Annotated in this window: 18 protein-coding genes; 8 read left to right on the top strand and 10 right to left on the bottom strand. The window is 57.7% G+C overall.

Annotated features, from left to right (window positions below):
* The first annotated feature begins 10 nt into the window (after nucleotides 1–10).
* Nucleotides 11–1696: an SPOR domain-containing protein gene (locus FIU93_RS18755; RefSeq protein WP_075282958.1), complete on the top strand. Its 1686-nt coding sequence runs from the start codon at nucleotides 11–13 to the stop codon at nucleotides 1694–1696.
* Between the two features lie 17 nt (nucleotides 1697–1713).
* Here FIU93_RS18755 and FIU93_RS18750 read toward each other — a convergent pair whose 3' ends face one another.
* The 3 genes from FIU93_RS18750 to FIU93_RS18740 form a co-directional block, all read right to left on the bottom strand.
* Nucleotides 1714–2421, bottom strand: coding sequence for a DnaJ domain-containing protein (locus tag FIU93_RS18750; protein WP_152506423.1), 708 nt, complete (start codon nucleotides 2419–2421; stop codon nucleotides 1714–1716).
* A gap of 147 nt (nucleotides 2422–2568) precedes the next feature.
* The gene (locus tag FIU93_RS18745) at nucleotides 2569–3309 is read right to left on the bottom strand and encodes a VWA domain-containing protein (RefSeq protein ID WP_152506422.1); all 741 of its coding nucleotides are present in this window, start codon (nucleotides 3307–3309) and stop codon (nucleotides 2569–2571) included.
* 103 nt (nucleotides 3310–3412) lie between these two features.
* Nucleotides 3413–3940 carry a DUF2306 domain-containing protein gene (locus FIU93_RS18740; RefSeq protein ID WP_152506421.1) on the bottom strand — a complete coding sequence of 176 codons (528 nt, stop codon included), beginning with the start codon at nucleotides 3938–3940 and terminating at the stop codon, nucleotides 3413–3415.
* A gap of 194 nt (nucleotides 3941–4134) precedes the next feature.
* Between FIU93_RS18740 and FIU93_RS18735 the strand changes: the two genes are divergently transcribed.
* Nucleotides 4135–4737, top strand: a complete 603-nt coding sequence (locus FIU93_RS18735; RefSeq protein ID WP_173017355.1) for a TetR/AcrR family transcriptional regulator — start codon at nucleotides 4135–4137, stop codon at nucleotides 4735–4737.
* A gap of 10 nt (nucleotides 4738–4747) precedes the next feature.
* Here the strand turns inward: FIU93_RS18735 and FIU93_RS18730 are convergent, their stop codons facing one another.
* A complete protein-coding gene (locus FIU93_RS18730; RefSeq protein WP_055654619.1) occupies nucleotides 4748–5182 on the bottom strand; it encodes a DUF1489 family protein in 435 nt (144 codons plus the stop codon).
* Between the two features lie 121 nt (nucleotides 5183–5303).
* Between FIU93_RS18730 and FIU93_RS18725 the strand changes: the two genes are divergently transcribed.
* The 3 genes from FIU93_RS18725 to FIU93_RS18710 all read left to right on the top strand — a co-directional run bounded on the left by FIU93_RS18725 (nucleotide 5304) and on the right by FIU93_RS18710 (nucleotide 8119).
* Nucleotides 5304–6188 carry an SDR family oxidoreductase gene (locus tag FIU93_RS18725; RefSeq protein ID WP_209010166.1) on the top strand — a complete coding sequence of 295 codons (885 nt, stop codon included), beginning with the start codon at nucleotides 5304–5306 and terminating at the stop codon, nucleotides 6186–6188.
* A 113-nt stretch (nucleotides 6189–6301) separates the two neighbouring features.
* The gene (locus tag FIU93_RS18720) at nucleotides 6302–6844 is read left to right on the top strand and encodes a hypothetical protein (RefSeq protein ID WP_152506418.1); all 543 of its coding nucleotides are present in this window, start codon (nucleotides 6302–6304) and stop codon (nucleotides 6842–6844) included.
* Nucleotides 6845–7363: 519 nt separating this feature from the next.
* Entirely contained in the window at nucleotides 7364–8119 is a 756-nt protein-coding gene (locus FIU93_RS18710; protein WP_075282964.1) for a DUF599 family protein, read from the top strand.
* On the opposite strand, the gene FIU93_RS18705 is transcribed toward FIU93_RS18710, so the two are convergent.
* Together FIU93_RS18705 and FIU93_RS18700 are read right to left on the bottom strand one after the other, a co-directional pair.
* Complete coding sequence (locus FIU93_RS18705; RefSeq protein ID WP_209010165.1) at nucleotides 8005–9252, bottom strand: adenylate/guanylate cyclase domain-containing protein; 1248 nt, start codon at nucleotides 9250–9252, stop codon at nucleotides 8005–8007. The two genes, FIU93_RS18710 and FIU93_RS18705, sit on opposite strands and share 115 nt — an antisense overlap.
* Before the next feature lie 112 nt (nucleotides 9253–9364).
* Nucleotides 9365–10162: a YdcF family protein gene (locus tag FIU93_RS18700; protein ID WP_152506417.1), complete on the bottom strand. Its 798-nt coding sequence runs from the start codon at nucleotides 10160–10162 to the stop codon at nucleotides 9365–9367.
* 310 nt (nucleotides 10163–10472) lie between these two features.
* Here FIU93_RS18700 and FIU93_RS18695 point away from each other — a divergent pair, with 310 nt between their 5' ends.
* The 3 genes from FIU93_RS18695 (at nucleotide 10473) to FIU93_RS18685 (ending at nucleotide 12786) form a co-directional block, all read left to right on the top strand.
* Nucleotides 10473–11018 carry a methanogen output domain 1-containing protein gene (locus FIU93_RS18695; protein ID WP_206907827.1) on the top strand — a complete coding sequence of 182 codons (546 nt, stop codon included), beginning with the start codon at nucleotides 10473–10475 and terminating at the stop codon, nucleotides 11016–11018.
* A 2-nt stretch (nucleotides 11019–11020) separates the two neighbouring features.
* Complete coding sequence (locus tag FIU93_RS18690; RefSeq protein ID WP_152506416.1) at nucleotides 11021–12016, top strand: diguanylate cyclase; 996 nt, start codon at nucleotides 11021–11023, stop codon at nucleotides 12014–12016.
* Nucleotides 12017–12381: 365 nt separating this feature from the next.
* Nucleotides 12382–12786 carry a Clp protease ClpP gene (locus FIU93_RS18685; RefSeq protein WP_031268347.1) on the top strand — a complete coding sequence of 135 codons (405 nt, stop codon included), beginning with the start codon at nucleotides 12382–12384 and terminating at the stop codon, nucleotides 12784–12786.
* 67 nt (nucleotides 12787–12853) lie between these two features.
* Here the strand turns inward: FIU93_RS18685 and FIU93_RS18680 are convergent, their stop codons facing one another.
* The 4 genes from FIU93_RS18680 to FIU93_RS18665 form a co-directional block, all read right to left on the bottom strand.
* Nucleotides 12854–13468: an ATP-dependent Clp protease proteolytic subunit gene (locus FIU93_RS18680; RefSeq protein ID WP_022998310.1), complete on the bottom strand. Its 615-nt coding sequence runs from the start codon at nucleotides 13466–13468 to the stop codon at nucleotides 12854–12856.
* Between the two features lie 183 nt (nucleotides 13469–13651).
* Nucleotides 13652–14509: an adenylate/guanylate cyclase domain-containing protein gene (locus tag FIU93_RS18675; RefSeq protein WP_075282967.1), complete on the bottom strand. Its 858-nt coding sequence runs from the start codon at nucleotides 14507–14509 to the stop codon at nucleotides 13652–13654.
* Nucleotides 14510–14623: 114 nt separating this feature from the next.
* Nucleotides 14624–15028, bottom strand: coding sequence for an ACT domain-containing protein (locus FIU93_RS18670; protein ID WP_022998308.1), 405 nt, complete (start codon nucleotides 15026–15028; stop codon nucleotides 14624–14626).
* A gap of 13 nt (nucleotides 15029–15041) precedes the next feature.
* Nucleotides 15042–15488, bottom strand: a complete 447-nt coding sequence (locus FIU93_RS18665) for a GNAT family N-acetyltransferase (protein ID WP_209010164.1) — start codon at nucleotides 15486–15488, stop codon at nucleotides 15042–15044.
* Nucleotides 15489–15697 lie beyond the last annotated feature (209 nt).

Below are 15697 nucleotides of genomic sequence, written 5' to 3'. Positions count from 1 at the left end.
TGTGTTTGGGATGCGTATTTTTCGCAAAGGACGGGCTCTCGCCCGCACCGCTAAGATCTTGACCCTCGGCCTGGTGCTCCTGGGGGTCCCGGCAACGGCGATGGCCAACCCGAAATATGCGGGGATCGTCGTTGATGCAAAAACCGGCAAGACACTTTACTCCTCCTCGGCTGACGCCTACCGGTATCCGGCATCGCTCACCAAGATCATGACGCTTTATCTGGTGTTCGAGGAACTGGAAGCCGGGCGACTGTCGCTGGACTCCAACCTGAGCGTTTCCAGCTACGCTTCCGCACGTCCGCCCTCCAAGCTGGGCCTCAAGCCCGGCGGCACGATCAAGGTCAAGGACGCCATCCTCGCACTTGTTACCAAGTCCGCGAACGACGTCGCATCCGTGATCGCTGAAAACCTGGGTGGCTCTGAAAAGAAATTCGCCGAGCGCATGACCCGTACGGCGCGCCAGATCGGCATGTCGAAGACCACTTTCCGCAACCCGCACGGCCTGCCCGACAGCGGTCAGCGTACGACAGCCCGCGACATGGCGACGCTTGGCCGCGCGATTCAGGAACGTTTCCCGCAGTACTACGGCTACTTCAAAACCCGTGCCTACAAGTACAACGGACGCACCTATGGCAACCACAACAAGCTGCTGGGCCGCGTAAAGGGTGTAGACGGCATCAAGACCGGTTACATCCGGGCATCCGGCTTCAACCTGGTGACATCTGTGAACCGGGACGGGCGGCAGATTGTGGCCGTCGTGATGGGTGGCAAAACCGGCGCGTCACGCAACGCGCAGATGACAAAGCTCATCAACTCCTATCTGCCCAAGGCAAGCCGCGGCCCGAAAACCGCCCCGCTGATCGTTCAGAACACGTCTGAACCGACTTTCGTGGCAATTGCGCTGAAGAACCCGCCTCTTCCGAACAGCAAGCCGGGAAGCGAACCTGTGCCTGCAACGGGTGAGCCGATGGTGCTGGCATTCACCGCACCGTCCAACCCTGGCGCCATTCCGACACCGGCTCCGGCCCCCCTTCCCGTGACTGCGTCCAATGCGCCAGTCATGGCTTCGGCCCAGGCCCCTGCTCCGGTTCCAGGCTTTGGCAACGACGTTCCGCTACCGCCGAAACTGGTCAAGCAACGCTTTGACAGCACGTTTGCAGTCGCAACAGCTTTGCCGCCGATCCCGCCTTCAAGCCCGGATGAGCCGCTTAACACCAATTCGATTTCCCGGACTGCCCTGATCGAAGCTGCAAGAGCAGAAGTCGTGAAGTCGGACAACAGCCAGCGCGCTGTCGGCTCCGCGCAGTCGGTCAAGACGGTCTCCGTTCAGACGATCGCGGTCAACACGACGCCGGTTGAAACGGTTGCAGCGCCTGAAACCACCGCTGCCGACAACAGCAGCGACGACGACAGCGTTACGGTTGCAACCAGCGACACCCGCGATGTCGAGCCGGGCTGGCAGGTCCAGATCGCCGCAACAGAATCCGAAGGCCAGGCCATCACGATGTTGAAGAACGCCAAGGCCAAGACCGGATCCGCCCTTCGTGGCCGGGTCCCTTACACCGAACCCGTCGACACCAACGGACAGACCCTCTACCGGGCCCGCTTCGTCGGCTTCGACACCAAAACAGCTGCGTGGAATGCCTGCAAAAGCTTGAAAAAGGCAAAATACGCTTGCTTCGCCATCTACCAGTAACCGCGTAACGGATGCCGTCAATGTCTTCTGAGAAGCGTGTCTTTAGCCTCGTTGATTTTCGCCGCGAGGAAACCGGAGCCTCCCTGGTCGGGATGGACCCGCATCATAAGCCTGCGGTGCGCGGCTCTAATTTCCGCGTCCCCGGCATCGGGCGTAAGCCCCAGGATCTGGTAGGCCTCCTCATCTGTCATGGGGCCAGAGCTCGCCGCGCTTCCCTGCCGCTCTGCTCCATTCGCCTGGAAGTGTTCACGCCAACCGGCAAGCCTGCGGTCGAGATAAGCTTCGACTAGCTTCTGGCTCTGACCGTCCTGGGCCGTCTCCTGCCAAAAGGCTTCCAGGTCCGTTTCGGTCAACTGATCCAGCTCGCGCCCCTGATAGGTGCCTGCCAGCACGGTCCCGGTCATGTGACCGGTATCGTGATCGAGTTCCATCTCCACCATAGCGGTCCGCACACGGGAACGTTGTCCGGAGGTTTTCTGAGGTTTGTAGCCTGACGAGAGCCAGTTCAGCCCGGACATCCCCAGCACCGACAAGCCAAGCCCGAACAACGGGATGGCAAACACGAACCGGCCCGTCAGCGCAAAGACAAGCGCCAACACCATCAGAAACGCTCCTCCGAAGAGGCGCAGTCCTCTGGCCAGATTTGCGGGATTGGCGTTCACGAACTTGTTGCCGAGCGTCAACAGGGCGGTCAGCAGTATCAAGCCGATAATCAAATAAATCATGTGGCGGTTGGTTCCCCGTTCGCCGGCCCGGGACCATCACATTGGGATGCCCCGGCCCTACTCCAGTCACGTGTCGAAAGTTGCCGAGTATGTAAACCTCCGGCACCGGCTACAGCAAGGAAGTGCAAGCCCGGTGCTTTCCGGGTTCTAGCGGGCCGATGGTAGCTGCTGCAGCAGAAGCGTTGCGCCCTTGCCGCCTTGCTTTTCGAGCTGCTGAAGTGCCGTCCGGCCTCCGCTGGCGAAAACGGCAACCGCCTTCAAAAGATCGGCCAGTTGCTGGGCAGACCCGGAATCAAACCGGCAAAAGGCGCCGTTGGTCAGTCTGGCCATCTCGCGAAACGCGCGCTCAGCGACGCCGTCACGCCCCTCCTGAAACAGGAACATAGGCACACCAAGCATGCCCAGCTGGCCAGCCTTGTCACACAGGGCATCCACGTCCTCCTCCATACAATCGCCGACATAGACCAGCGCCGCAATTTTCTCGGTATTGGCCGCGGACAAGGCAGCCGAGAGCACCTTTCGGATCTGGGTACGCCCCCCCTGACAGGAAATGCGGCTCATGGCCTGGGCAAGCTCAGTGCCGCTGGAAAACCAGCGGGACGCCCGGCATTCACCGAAACCGCGAAAATAGACAAGCTTGATGCTGAGGCCTGAAATCTTGCCGGCTTCCTGAAACATCTCCGCCTGGATCTGACAGGCCTGGTCCCAGGTCGGTTGACGGCTCATGGTAGCGTCCAGGGCAAACACCAACCGCCCGCCGCTGCCCGGTTGCGGTGCAATTTCCTTGGCCTTCTGAAGAAAGGCAGCAACATCGGATTCGGCTGAAGGCACGCGGGCGTCCTGCTTGACCATAGGGTCTACCGTGCCTTTGCCGGTCTTGACGTTCACGGCCGCCTCCTTCTGCCAGTTGGTGACACTCAACTTGGGTCCGGGCAGCCGTTTTGGCAAGACTCAAGCCGTCGGATGCAATATGGCGCAGCCGATCATGTTCTTACGCTGTCGCTGAAATCAGGCCTGTCTTTCCGGGTCGAGCCATCTGCAGGTATGCCTCCATGACGAGGACGTTAGGCACCCAGCACAGCCAGGCGATAAGTGGATAGGCGACATCAAAATCGACCCCCGCCGCCATACTGCTCCCCAGATAGACCCGCAATGTTACGGCAGCAAATGTAAGAGCCGCCGAACGCAGCATCCAGGCTCGGTGACGCGGGAATTGCCGCCTCAACGCAAAGGCGAACGCGATGCCGGTCGTCGCAAGCCACAAGACTGCGAGAATCGCAAAGCCTGTTGCAGCGAAGGTCCCTGCAGTCGTGTGAAAGGCCAGCTGAAGTCCTGCAATCCCCGAGATCAGGATCGACACGACATACCCTCGTCCCAGCCAGCGATGCAGTTTCGGCCTGCTGGCTCGCAGCCTTGTCATGAATTGAAACGGCATCAACGCGAGTGCGATCGGTGCAACACCGATATGGGCGTAGAGCATCAGCGCATTTCCGTCGAGGTTATGCGCCACGAATTCCATTGAAGCGGATACCCCCAGCGCCAAAAACCTCAATGAAGCCACGGCGACCAGAGCGGCGCTAACGGCTGCCGTCCAAAAAGCGACGTTTGCTGCAAACCTAGAAACCATCGACATACCGATCCTCCAACTTAACTTGACAGTGTCAAAATAGAGCGAAACTTGACACTGTCAAGCGAATGACCGATGAAGACCACATGACAGTTCCTCCTCCACGTCGCAAAAGAGACGGCAGTCTTCGAAAAGCCCTGGTTGATGCAGGTGTGGCGCTTTTGCGAGAACGTGGTCCGGACAAGCTCTCGTTGCGTGAATGCGCCGCCAAGGCGGGTGTGTCACACGCTGCGCCCGGTTATCACTTCAAGAACATCACAGGTTTGTCGACGGCGATTGCAGGGCGCGGCTTCGCCCTGTTTTGCCAGGCGATGGAACAACGCCTCGATGCGTCTCCTCCTGCGGCAACAGAAAGACTGAGCGCGATCTGTCAGGGGTACCTGGATTTCGCCACCGGCCACCCGGAGCTGTTCCTTTTCATTTTTTCGGGACAGAAGTTCAATGAGGATGACGAGGAATTCGCGGTGCACGCCTCAAGGGCCTACGCCATCCTGCGCGAAACATGCGCACCGCTGATCCCTGAAGGGACCGATCCGGAAGAAATCGAGATACTCGTGTGGTCGCTGGTGCATGGCTATGCCCATCTTGCCATGACACGAAAGAAGGAGAACCCGGGCCTAGGGCGCGGCTGGCCGGAACTCGGCACACTGGTCACGCATCTTCAGAAAGCCCTGCCGGATCCAGGCTGATATCAGCGGATCAAAGCAGGCAGAGTTCCGTAAGATCCCGCCGCATGTCCTCCGGCATGGCGTGTGCCGCGCCACCAGCCTTCAGGTCCGCCGGCGCGTCCTGCGCCTTCAGATATCGCCAGCCCTGAAACGGCCGCTTGGGCTGGTACTGCGTCAGGATCAGTCTCGGCTCCATCACCAGGTCGCAGCGTTTGACGCCCGCCTGATCCGTAAACGGCCTGATGTCGATCAGGTGCTGACGCACCTGGATCTTGCCCTTGATCACCCAATAGAGAGACCCACCGTCCAGAAGCTCGTCCTTGCGGGTTGGCACCATGCGCGTCGTATGGATCGTTTCCGCCGGAAGTCCCGATTTGCGGGCGTTCTCCATACGAAAATCGATCCAGGCCTGAAGAGACTCGACGCTGTCTGCGCCGACGCACAGTTTTACCAGATGCAAGGTCATGCTTCTGACGTATCAGGCTTCCCGCCAAGGTCAAGATTGTGGCGAGAAACGGCGGTGGATTGTCGAATTTCACAGGCAGCTTCAGCTTGCGCCGATGGCAAGAACGGGGTTCTCTTTGCCCATGGAAGTATTTGTAACGGGTGGAACCGGCGAGATCGGTTCTGCCGTGGTAAAGCGGCTGGTTCAGGATGGTGCCAGGGTAATCGGTCTGGCCCGCTCTGACGCGTCCTCGGCAAAGCTGCGTGCGTCCGGTGCAAGCGCCTACCCGGGCGACTTGCGAGCACCGGAAAGCTGGGTATCACGGGCGGCCTCATGCGATGCCGTCATCCATCTTGGTGCAACTTTTTCCGAAGACATGGGCCGTGTTGACCGCCAGAGCATGCTTGCGTTGAAGCAGGCATCAAGGCACCGCAAGCAGCCGCTCAAGATTGTTTACACCGGAGGCATCTGGCTCTTTCCCGCAACGACAGGCGACAGCCTGTTGACCGAGAAAACCCAGTTCGCGCCCTTACCCGCGTTTCGCTTCATGACCGAGACGATCAGGACCCTGTCACACGGAACGGATCTCAATCTGACGGTCATTCATCCGGCCCTCGCCTGCGGCCAGACGACCGGGCCGATTGCCGAGATGACGGCCGCGCTGAAGGAAGGCAGGCCGTTTGAAACCCGCGCGACGTCGCAAACCAAATGGGCGCTTGTTGAAATCAACGACCTTGCCGCGCTTTATGCTCTTGCCCTCAAGAACGCACGGTTCCGGATGTCCCTGATCGCGAGCTGCATTCCCGGCATCTCGGTCGGTCATCTGGCATCTCACATTTCAGCCCGCCACGGACTGCCGCTGGAAATCATGACAGTTCCGGCCCCTGAGGCAACCGAACCGCTTACCGACTGGGCCGCCGGTTTTGCCTTGTCGCAGTCCGTCGACGTCAGCCATGCCCAAAGGGCAACTGGCTGGCAACCGGAACATTCGACAATAGAGGACCTCGTGGTATCCCTGTCAAAATAGACGATAACCTTGAGTTTTGAGCAGCTTAGCGCCCCGAGTCCGGTATTGGAAAAAGACTTTCTAAAGTTTTGAAGGTGTATGATCCGGACAAAAGCTCAATACAGGGTCCGGGCGTGTTACGTACACTCACATCGTTGCTGGTCTTTCTCGTTTCCGTTTTGCCACTTCAGGCGGAAAGCATCCCGGTTGGCATATTCAAGGTGGTGAACACAGAAGGGTTCGTTCAAAGCAACGGGGAGCGCATCGCGCTGGCAACCGACATGAACGAAGGCACAGCTCTGATCGAAAGGGATGCCACCAACCGTCTTGATGTCGAGATCAACGGCGCCAAACTCAGCCTGTTTCCGCTGGAACAAGGCCTGGCCGCGCTGACGTGGGACGCCAACGGAACGTCCCTGCTTCATGACATCGACATTCAGGCATTGTTCGGGAAAGACAATCCGGAAGATGTTCCGGCCTGGGGCGCGGAACTGGACTGGCCAGGATCGGGCACCGTTCAACTTGTACTGCTGCCTCTGGGTGAAAGAGCCTATACCGCATTCCTCATCAGCCATCCCGGCAACAGGACAGTGGTGCGGCAAATGGAATTCAGGCAGTCCTACGGGCCATCGGACAGACCCGAGATTTCGTTCTCAACCAGTTCTGCCGGAAACTGACACGCCCGAAGTTCGAACGACGCCTTCTCAGCTCGGAGAATACCGAGCTCGCATAAAATGTCCGCTAAAACGACAAAAGGCGCAGCCTCACGCTGCGCCTTTGTTTTCCTTGCGTCCCGCTGGCTTATTTGGCGGCGGCGACGGCTTGTTGTGCACTTTCAACATCGTTGAACAGAAGTACCATCGTCAATGCGAGGCCCACTGCAGCGACAGTCCAGAGAGTGACGCTCCAACAAGATTTCTGCACGTTTTCGTCCATAAAAACCCTACATATTGTTGTGCGGCGCCGGGTCCCACCGACCTCAAATATGGCGCCATTGAGGCGAGGAGGTAAACGATCCATTACCATTTCGCAAGCGCAAAAAAAGAGCAGCTGATCCCGCATTTTTGCATTCCTCGTTTCGCATCAGGAAATTCAGCCACTTAGTCCTCTCGGTGCTGCCTGTTAGGGACCAGGAAAAAGTCTGGTAAGACAGACCATGGCCGGATTCGGCCACCGGAGAATCAAAAGGGATCAGGATGCACGCGCTCTCGAATATGGACCTGGCAGCAGCCGCCTGGTTTCTGTTTGCCTGGCTCGGTTTCAATTTGCTGATCGATGTCAGTCCGCTGCGTAAAAAGACATTGTCCAGCGCCATGGAAACCTACAGACGCGGCTGGATGCGTGCCATGAGCCTGCGGGAAGTCCGCATCATGGACACGTCTATCATGTCCGGTCTGCAACAAGGCACCGCGTTCTTCGCGTCAACGTCCCTACTGGCGATCGGCGGCGGCTTTGCGCTGCTGGATGCAACGGAACGCATCGTTCAGGTCGCCGGTGACCTGTCCATCCCGGTGGCCGACAGCCGCGCGCTCTGGGAAATCAAGGTGCTCGCCCTGATGCTGATCTTTGCCTATGGATTTTTCAAATTCGGCTGGGCATACCGGCTCTTCAATTATGCCAGCATCGTCATGGGCGCAGTCCCGCAACAAGGTCAGGCACCTGACGAAGTGATCGCGAAAATGGCTGCGCAGGCGGGGGAGCTGGGCGTTCTCGCAGGCCGCCATTTCAATCGCGGCCAGCGAGCGCTGTTCTTTTCGATCGGCTTCCTTGGGTGGTTCGCCGGGCCTTATGTATTTGCCGCAACCACCCTCGCCGTTCTCCTGGTCCTGCTACGTCGTCAGTTCGTTTCCAAGGCCAGAGCCGCCGTGCTCTTGGGGCAATATCCGAACTTGGGATCCGCGGACAAATCCGGCGAATACACCGATACGGGTTCATCAAACCCCTTCACCTGATAGCGGCCAAAGAGGCCCGACCGGCACCCCATGATATCGGCCAGGGCATCCGAGACCAGAAGCTGGCGCTGCAGGTCCTTTGCAAGCTCTGCAATACGGGCCGCAAGATTGACCACTGGGCCGACGACCGTGAAGTCCAGCCGCGTTTCGCTGCCGACATTGCCGTAGAAGACATCGCCCGCGTGAAGGGCAATTCCAACGCTCAGGTCAGGTGTGACCGAACAGGTTCGGGCCGTGTTGATCGCCTCGATCCGCGTCAGCGTTTCACGTGCTGCCATCAGCGCACGCACCGAGGCGTCCCTGGCTTCCTCTTCGGTTTCATACGGAAAGATCGCCATCACTTCATCGCCAATGAACTTCAGCACCTCGCCACCGTGGGCTTCGACAGCTGCCGTCATCGCTCCGAAATACTTGTTCAGAAACAATACGATCTTGTCCGCCGGAAGTGTGTTGGAAAGACGCGTGAACCCACGGATGTCGGCGAAGCTGACAACCGCCTTGATCCACTCGCCTTCTCCACGCCGCGTCGTGCCGTCCAGAACCTTCGAACCCGCCCGCGGGCCGACATAGGTGTCCAGAACGGTTTCAGCGGTGCGGCGTAGTGTTTTGAGTTCACACACGAGGGCAAGCGGCTGGATCAGCGATTCAAAAACGCCGATATGCGACCCTGAAAATCCGCCTGGTGTCTTGGTGGCGAAACTCGCAACCTTCACCGAGCCGTCGGAGAACCGCATGGGCAAAGCGATATAGTCGGTATAGCCTTCCTGGCGCAGCTCTGCGGTAATCGGAAATTCGTCAGCGACAGCCGGCTTCTTGCCGATTTCCACTCGAACGGCCTTCTGCGTTTCATGCACGCGCTTGATCGGACTTTTCTGGTATTCGTCCTGCGATTTGTTCTCCGCAGTGTGAAGGCGCAATTCCGGTGTCTGGCCGTTGACCCAGATCGAGCTTTCCGCGCGCACGTTCGGATGCACCACCCAGATCCCCGTGGTGACACGATCGACCGGAACTTTTCCGGCGCGCAGACGTTTCGCCATCTCAGTGACGATTTCCAGCGTCCCCTTCAATTGGGGCGCATCGCTGTAGAGCCATTGTACGACGTCTGCCGCAACGATCGGCGCTTCGAGGACCATCAGCCCACGTCCTTTCAAATCCCTGATTGAGCCCAGTATATGGGAACACGCTCCGCACAGTAAAAGAGGTTCGATTTCAAAAGTCGCTGACTGTCGAAAGGGTTTTGCAAATTCATGGACCAGGGAAGAATTCCGTGCTCCTGCCAAGCATCCAGTAGACAGCCAGACCAACCCATTCCCGGTAGGCGATATCAAAGCGCCGCAGGCCTTTTGAAGCACCGTCGAAGCCGAGCGACTTGTCCTGCGGTCCACGCGTGCGATAGTCCACCGGATAAGCCGTCACCCCGGTCCAACCGGCCTTTTCGAACACTCCCATGGCGCGCGGCATGTGATAGGCCGAAGTGACAAGAAGCCACTGCTGTCCGGGCTGTGGTTGCACAATATCCTTTGCGTAGACTGCGTTTTGCCAGGTGTTCTGGGACTTGTCTTCCAGAATGACGCGATCGGGAGAGATGCCGAAGTCTCGAAACAGTCGCGCAGCCCCTTCGGCTTCTGTTGCCTGGTCCGATACGATCATGCCCTGCCCACCGGTGTGAATGATCTTCACCTCCGGCAGCGCGTTGGCCAGCCGTGCAGTGATGGTGATGCGCTCGGCGGACATTGTCAGGGCCGTGTCGCCCCGCACGCCGGTCACCACCGTGTCCACGGCACCGCCCAGAACGATGATCCCGTCATAATTCTCCAAAGTGCCGGGACGCTGAAAACGGTCCTCGAGGGGCACAATCAACCAGTTGGCTGCCGGTGAGAAAGCGCAAACCACCAAACCAAGAAAACCGGCAAAAGTCAGAAACCGTCCACTGCGCCGCCACTTTGACGTAAGGCTGAGCACCAATCCCAAAGCCATCAGAACAACGAGAAAATTGGATGGCAGGATCAGAAATCCGCCGATCTTGGATAGGTAAACATACATCTGAAAAATCCGAATCGTTGCGGGCCCGATGCGTGACAAAGATACGGTGAAACCGACAATATTGAGACTTGAAGCTGAAGTTGAAACACATCCTGACAGCTTTGAGCCAAAATGGTTTTCACGGTCTTGGTCCGGATTTTCTAGTCGTTCTCCCGCATGACAATTACGACAATGTTCGAGGTTGAGACGTCCGCCCACGCATTGTCACAAATCTCCAGGTTGCATCATTATTGTCTCTTTATTTCAACGATTTAATTGATTCGAAAGAAAATTCACCCAACGTTAGATTGCAACCCTAGGAGGATCGATCATGAGCCTGCCGATTGAAGTGGACCAGCAGCAGCCGGAAATCACCAAGGCACAGATCCCCCTGGAGACAACCGACTTCTTCAATCAGATCATTCGAGAGCTCAGCGGAGCACTGCAGGAAATTGTCGGATTGAACGAGGCGGAAGGGTTCATCGCACTGGTAGCCAACCGCATCGGTGAAAAGATCAATTCCGATTACAAGTCTGCCCTGCATCTTGAACAGATCCCAGGGCCTTTGCTTGCAGACGTCCTGGTTGACCTGAAACGACGGATCGGCGGCCAGTTCTGTGTCGAATATGAAGACAACAAGGTCTTGATCCTCAAGAACACCCGCTGCCCGTTCGGAGACCGCGTCAAGGACCGCCCGTCCCTCTGCATGATGACGACAAACGTCTTCGGAAGAATCGCTGCAGATTGCCATGGCTACGCCAGGGTTCACATCGACAGGTCAATCGCCCGTGGTGATACTGACTGCCGTGTTGTTGTCCACCTGACTCCGACCGCAGAGAACGACGTCAACGGCAAAGAATTCTACAGGGTCCGATAGTCGTGCCCAAGTCTACCGCCATCATATCGGCCCTTGTCCAGACTATGCCACAGCCTATTCTCCTGCTGGACGATTTTGGCCGTGTGGTTCTCGCAAATAAGGCAGCCAAGTCTCTTGCCGGAATTAGTGTAGGTGAACAACTTTCGGACAAGGTCAGGGATACAGCGCAGGTGGATGACTACCTGTCGATGTGCAGGTCTTCAACCACTCCCGTTCCGGTGCGCCTGAAACTTCTGTCCGGATATGAAAGCGTTGCTTTTGGCCACAGACTGTCTGTTCCGGGCACCGGAATTGATGGCGCCGTTCTTGTCCGCTTCGACGAGAACATGAACCTTTCCAGCAAATTTGCCGCGCTCAACGCCGATATTTCGTCGCTCAACAACAAGATCTTGCATTTCGGTCAGGAGCGGACCGAACTTGAAAACCTGGCACTTACGGATCCGCTTACCGGTATCTCCAACCGCCGCGGGTTCGATCAGGAACTGGACAAGGAATACAATCGATCTGCTCGCTATGACCACGACTTCTGCATCTCCCTTATCGACCTGGACCATTTCAAGTCGATCAACGATGCCCATGGCCATCAGCTTGGAGATGAAATCCTCGTTCATTTTGCGCAAAGATGTCTGGAACATCTTCGCCAGACGGATGTCGTTTGCCGTGTAGGTGGTGAAGAATTCGCGCTGATCCTGCCGGAAACAAATTTGGCGCAAGCAACGATAGTCGTCCGTCGCATGCTTGATCTGTTGAACGCGACACCAATGTTCGCGCGCGGCAAGAGATATGCCTATACCGCAAGCGCGGGCCTGGCGGAAAAAAGGCCTGAAGACACCCCTGCCTCGCTTTTTGAACGGGCTGACAGAAATCTCTATTTGGCAAAGGAAACCGGCAGAGCCCGCCTCATCGCCGGGGAGGCCGTCCCCACGGCAGCGGCCATCGAGACCGGAAAATCCGGCGAATGCCGGAAGTCAGGGCGCATCGATTCGCAGCATTTCTGAAATTGGTCCGAACTTTGGCTATTGCTGACAGGCTTCGATTTGGTCAGGCTTTTCGCCGATCCGACCACCGCGCGCATTCCTTAGCTGCCTCACTATTTTTAACAATGTGGACGCCGATGCCTCCGCGAGACCTGACCGACCGCTGATTACGGGTCCTGTAACGCGCCTGTCACATTTTACCGACATCTTCCTGCTCAAACCGTTGAAAACGGCCGCTTTGGGGCTGTTTTCACCGCACCAATGCGCCATTAGCGGGCACTGGTGATTTTGACAAAGGGTTTATCCGTGATCGGAGTCACAGGGCTGGCACGCTTTCTGAGTCATCTTGGCGACATCGTAATGAAGGATCAATGAGGGTTAGCCAGATGACACTCTATATGAAACTAGGCGGTCGCAAGGCGATCATGCGGGCAATGCCTCGCCTCAAAGCGAGACTGGAACAGGACCCGTGTTTCGACGTGACCAGCTTTCTGCCGGAATTCGAACACTCGGACGATCTGACCGAGTTCCTGATCTTCCTTGCCGGTGGAGCGCCATTTTACGACGGCAAGCCCGTCTGTGAACTGCTGGCGCCGATCTGCACCTGCAACAACATCTACGAACGCTTCGTGGATCACCTTGTCGCAGTCATCTTCGACGGCGCCCCTGCCCCCGGAGACGAAGAGCACCTGCGTGAGCTCATGTCCCGACTTCGGCCGCATGTGCTCAACCCCAAGCCGGTTGCACCGGTAATGGTCTATTCCGTCGAACCCGAACCGATCTGCCTCTGATCGGTTCGGATAGAAAAAACGCCGGCATTTGCCGGCGTTTCTACGTTTGCAGTCAGGTCAGTCGGGATCAACCAAGTTCGTCCACGCTCGTGACGATCTTGCCGACCAGACCGTAGTCGATACCCTCTTCCGGGCTCATCCAGTAGTCGCGATCGGTGTCTTTTTCGATCCGTTCGATCGGCTGGCCTGTCGCCGCCGCGAAGATCTTGTTCAGTCGATCGCGCATCTTGATGATTTCCTTGGCCTGGATCTCGATATCCGTGGCCATGCCGCCGGCACCACCGGACGGTTGATGAAGCAGGAAACGAGTGTTCGGCGTGCAGAAACGCTTGTCCTTGGGAACCGACACGTAGATCAGTGCACCGGCGCTGGCCACCCAGCCCATGCCGAGGATACGGACCTCGGGTGCGATGAACTTGATGGTGTCGTGAATCATGTCACCGGATTCGACATGACCGCCCGGAGACGAAACAATGACCGTGATCGGGTCGTTGGAAACCTGCGCCAGCGCCAGAAGCCGGGCGCACACGTCGCGGGCCATGTCCTGTGTCACCGGACCGGTGATCAGAACTGTGCGCGCTTCGAACAGATGCTTGTCGACCTGGATCGACGGCTGGCTCTTGGGCTTATCCTCGTCTTCATCGTCGAGGCGTGCAGGCACCGTGGTCGAATAGTTTTTCATGCGCAGGATTAAGCTCCCTTTGCTGTTGGGCCGGCCTGGCCGGCATTTTCGATGGGCTGACGGAATGTTTCGCCGCCCCGCGTTGGTCCATGTGTAAGCGAAGTCAGTTGCACTCGCAAATCATCAGACCCTGATTAGCGTGAAAAGAGTTATCAGATCGGCAACACGTGACATTGCCCTCGCTCAATCACCCGGTCCCGTCGTCTCGCCGAAGCGCTTTTCCTGTCGCCCGACAAGCAGATACCAAACCAGCATGGCTGCGAAAGGCAGGGACGGCCAGACGAACCACAATGTGGACAAGCCAGATGTCAGCAGGTTGATTACGAAAAACAGGCCGATCATGAAAACGCAGCTTCGCACCCGCTTTGGCTGAGCCCTCAACCAACGGCGCGCCTGTTCAAACCCGGAGGCAACCGCCTGGGTGTCTCGTTCCCATTCCGGTCTTGGAATTTCGGTCTGGCGTCGCTCCGCAGTTCCGTTCGTCTCCTGCCCGGACCGTTTTTCCTCCGGCGCATTGCGACCGCCAATACGCACGCAATAGGTTTCAACGGGATCGGTAACGTTCTTGACGTGCTGAGGGCCAAGCGGCTCAAAGCCCAGCGCCATCTTGGTCTTGACCTGGTCATAGACCGATTGGGAGAGCATGATCCCGCCCCTCGGCGCGATTTCCTGCAAACGGGCAGCAACATTCACACCGTCGCCGTAGATATCCTCGCCCTCGACCATGATGTCGCCGAGATTGATACCGATGCGAAACTCCATCCTGTTCAGGTCCGGAAGGTCCGCATTGCGAACGGAAAGCTCGTTCTGAATGTCGACGGCGCATTGAACGGCCTCCATCACCGAGGCGAACTCGATGATGACGGCATCACCCCATGTGTTGACGATACGTCCATTGTGACGCTCGGTCAGCGCAGACATCACCAACCGATAGGCCTTGAGCCGGTCCAGCGTTCCGTCTTCATCCCGCTCCATGAGCTTGGAATATTGCGCAACGTCTGCGCACATAACTGCCGCCAGACGCCGCTTGACCCGTTGCATGCTCTTACCCCGCTTGCTCCCGCTTAGGAATGGGAAGGCAAACCGGAAATTGCAAGGGAAAATCCACCGAATTCGCCACCCAGCCCGAAGTTCGGCCAACTAAGAAAAGCAGTGTCAGATGTCTCCGGCGAGTTTGCGCAGCGCTGCCAGGGCATCATCGGCGCGCTCTTCGGGCACAAAAACATGATCGTGAAAATAGGCTGCGACCACATTTGCCGAAATCCCCTCAGCGGCCAATGCAGCCGAGATCGACGCCGTCAGACCCACGGCTTCAAGTGAGGAATGCACCGTCAGGGTTATCCGGCGAAACCATTCGGCCTCGGCCAAACCCAGTTCGCGCGCACGCTCCACCGGCAGGATGGCTGTGAGGCCTTCCGTTTCCGCAAAAAGCCCGATCGGGTCGTATTCCGCCAGGTCCGTCATGGATTTCGAAGCGAAGGTGCAAAACACATAAGGCTCCGGATCCAGCATCGGACGCATCTGGGAGATCAGGGTGGCAAGGTCGGTTTCACCGGTCATTCGGATAATCCATTCAAAGAAGTTTGCGCATCAGCGGCCGCCGCGGGCTTCTGCGTGCGATTTCGACAAAACCTGCTCTACGGAAGACGTCTGCTATACCCACGAAGCCTTCTCCCCATTGAAGGGGCTTTTCCGATTCCATTGGACAAGCATCCAGTTGATGCGCTCCTTGCGCTTTGGCGTGGCCAATGCCTGCATCAAGCAACACGGACATCAACCCGGTTTTGCGATGTCCGTTTCTGATAAAGAAACAGGTGACGGCATATGTCGCCGCCAGCGCTTGTGCGCCGTCATCCGGCAGCGGCTGGGTGGTTTTGCCAAGCTGAAAACGCAGATACTGCATGCGCGGACCCAGTGCGATCCAGCCCACGGCCAGATTGCCGCGGTAGGCCAGAAGCCCTGGCACCGGACCCGCGTCCACTTTCTGCTGGAATGCATCGCGCCGTTCATCACGGGTCATCGCTTTCCAGTCTCTGCCCCGCAAGAACGGCCACATGCACCAGCAACCGCCAGACGCCCCCCTCTCCGGTCCGAACAGATCCACCAGATCTGCCCAGCGCTCCGGGGTTGCAAGCTGAATGTGGACGGGATCGTTATGTGTCATATCCACTCCTCCGGATTGCAAAGTTGCACGGAAAGAACGGGGACGGCAATCCCGGTGAAAGTGTC

Origin of the sequence: Labrenzia sp. THAF35 (assembly GCF_009363595.1) — a bacterium.
GTDB classification, from domain to species: Bacteria; Pseudomonadota; Alphaproteobacteria; order Rhizobiales; family Stappiaceae; genus Roseibium; species Roseibium algicola.
This window is presented reverse-complemented; position numbering and strand designations above follow the sequence as displayed.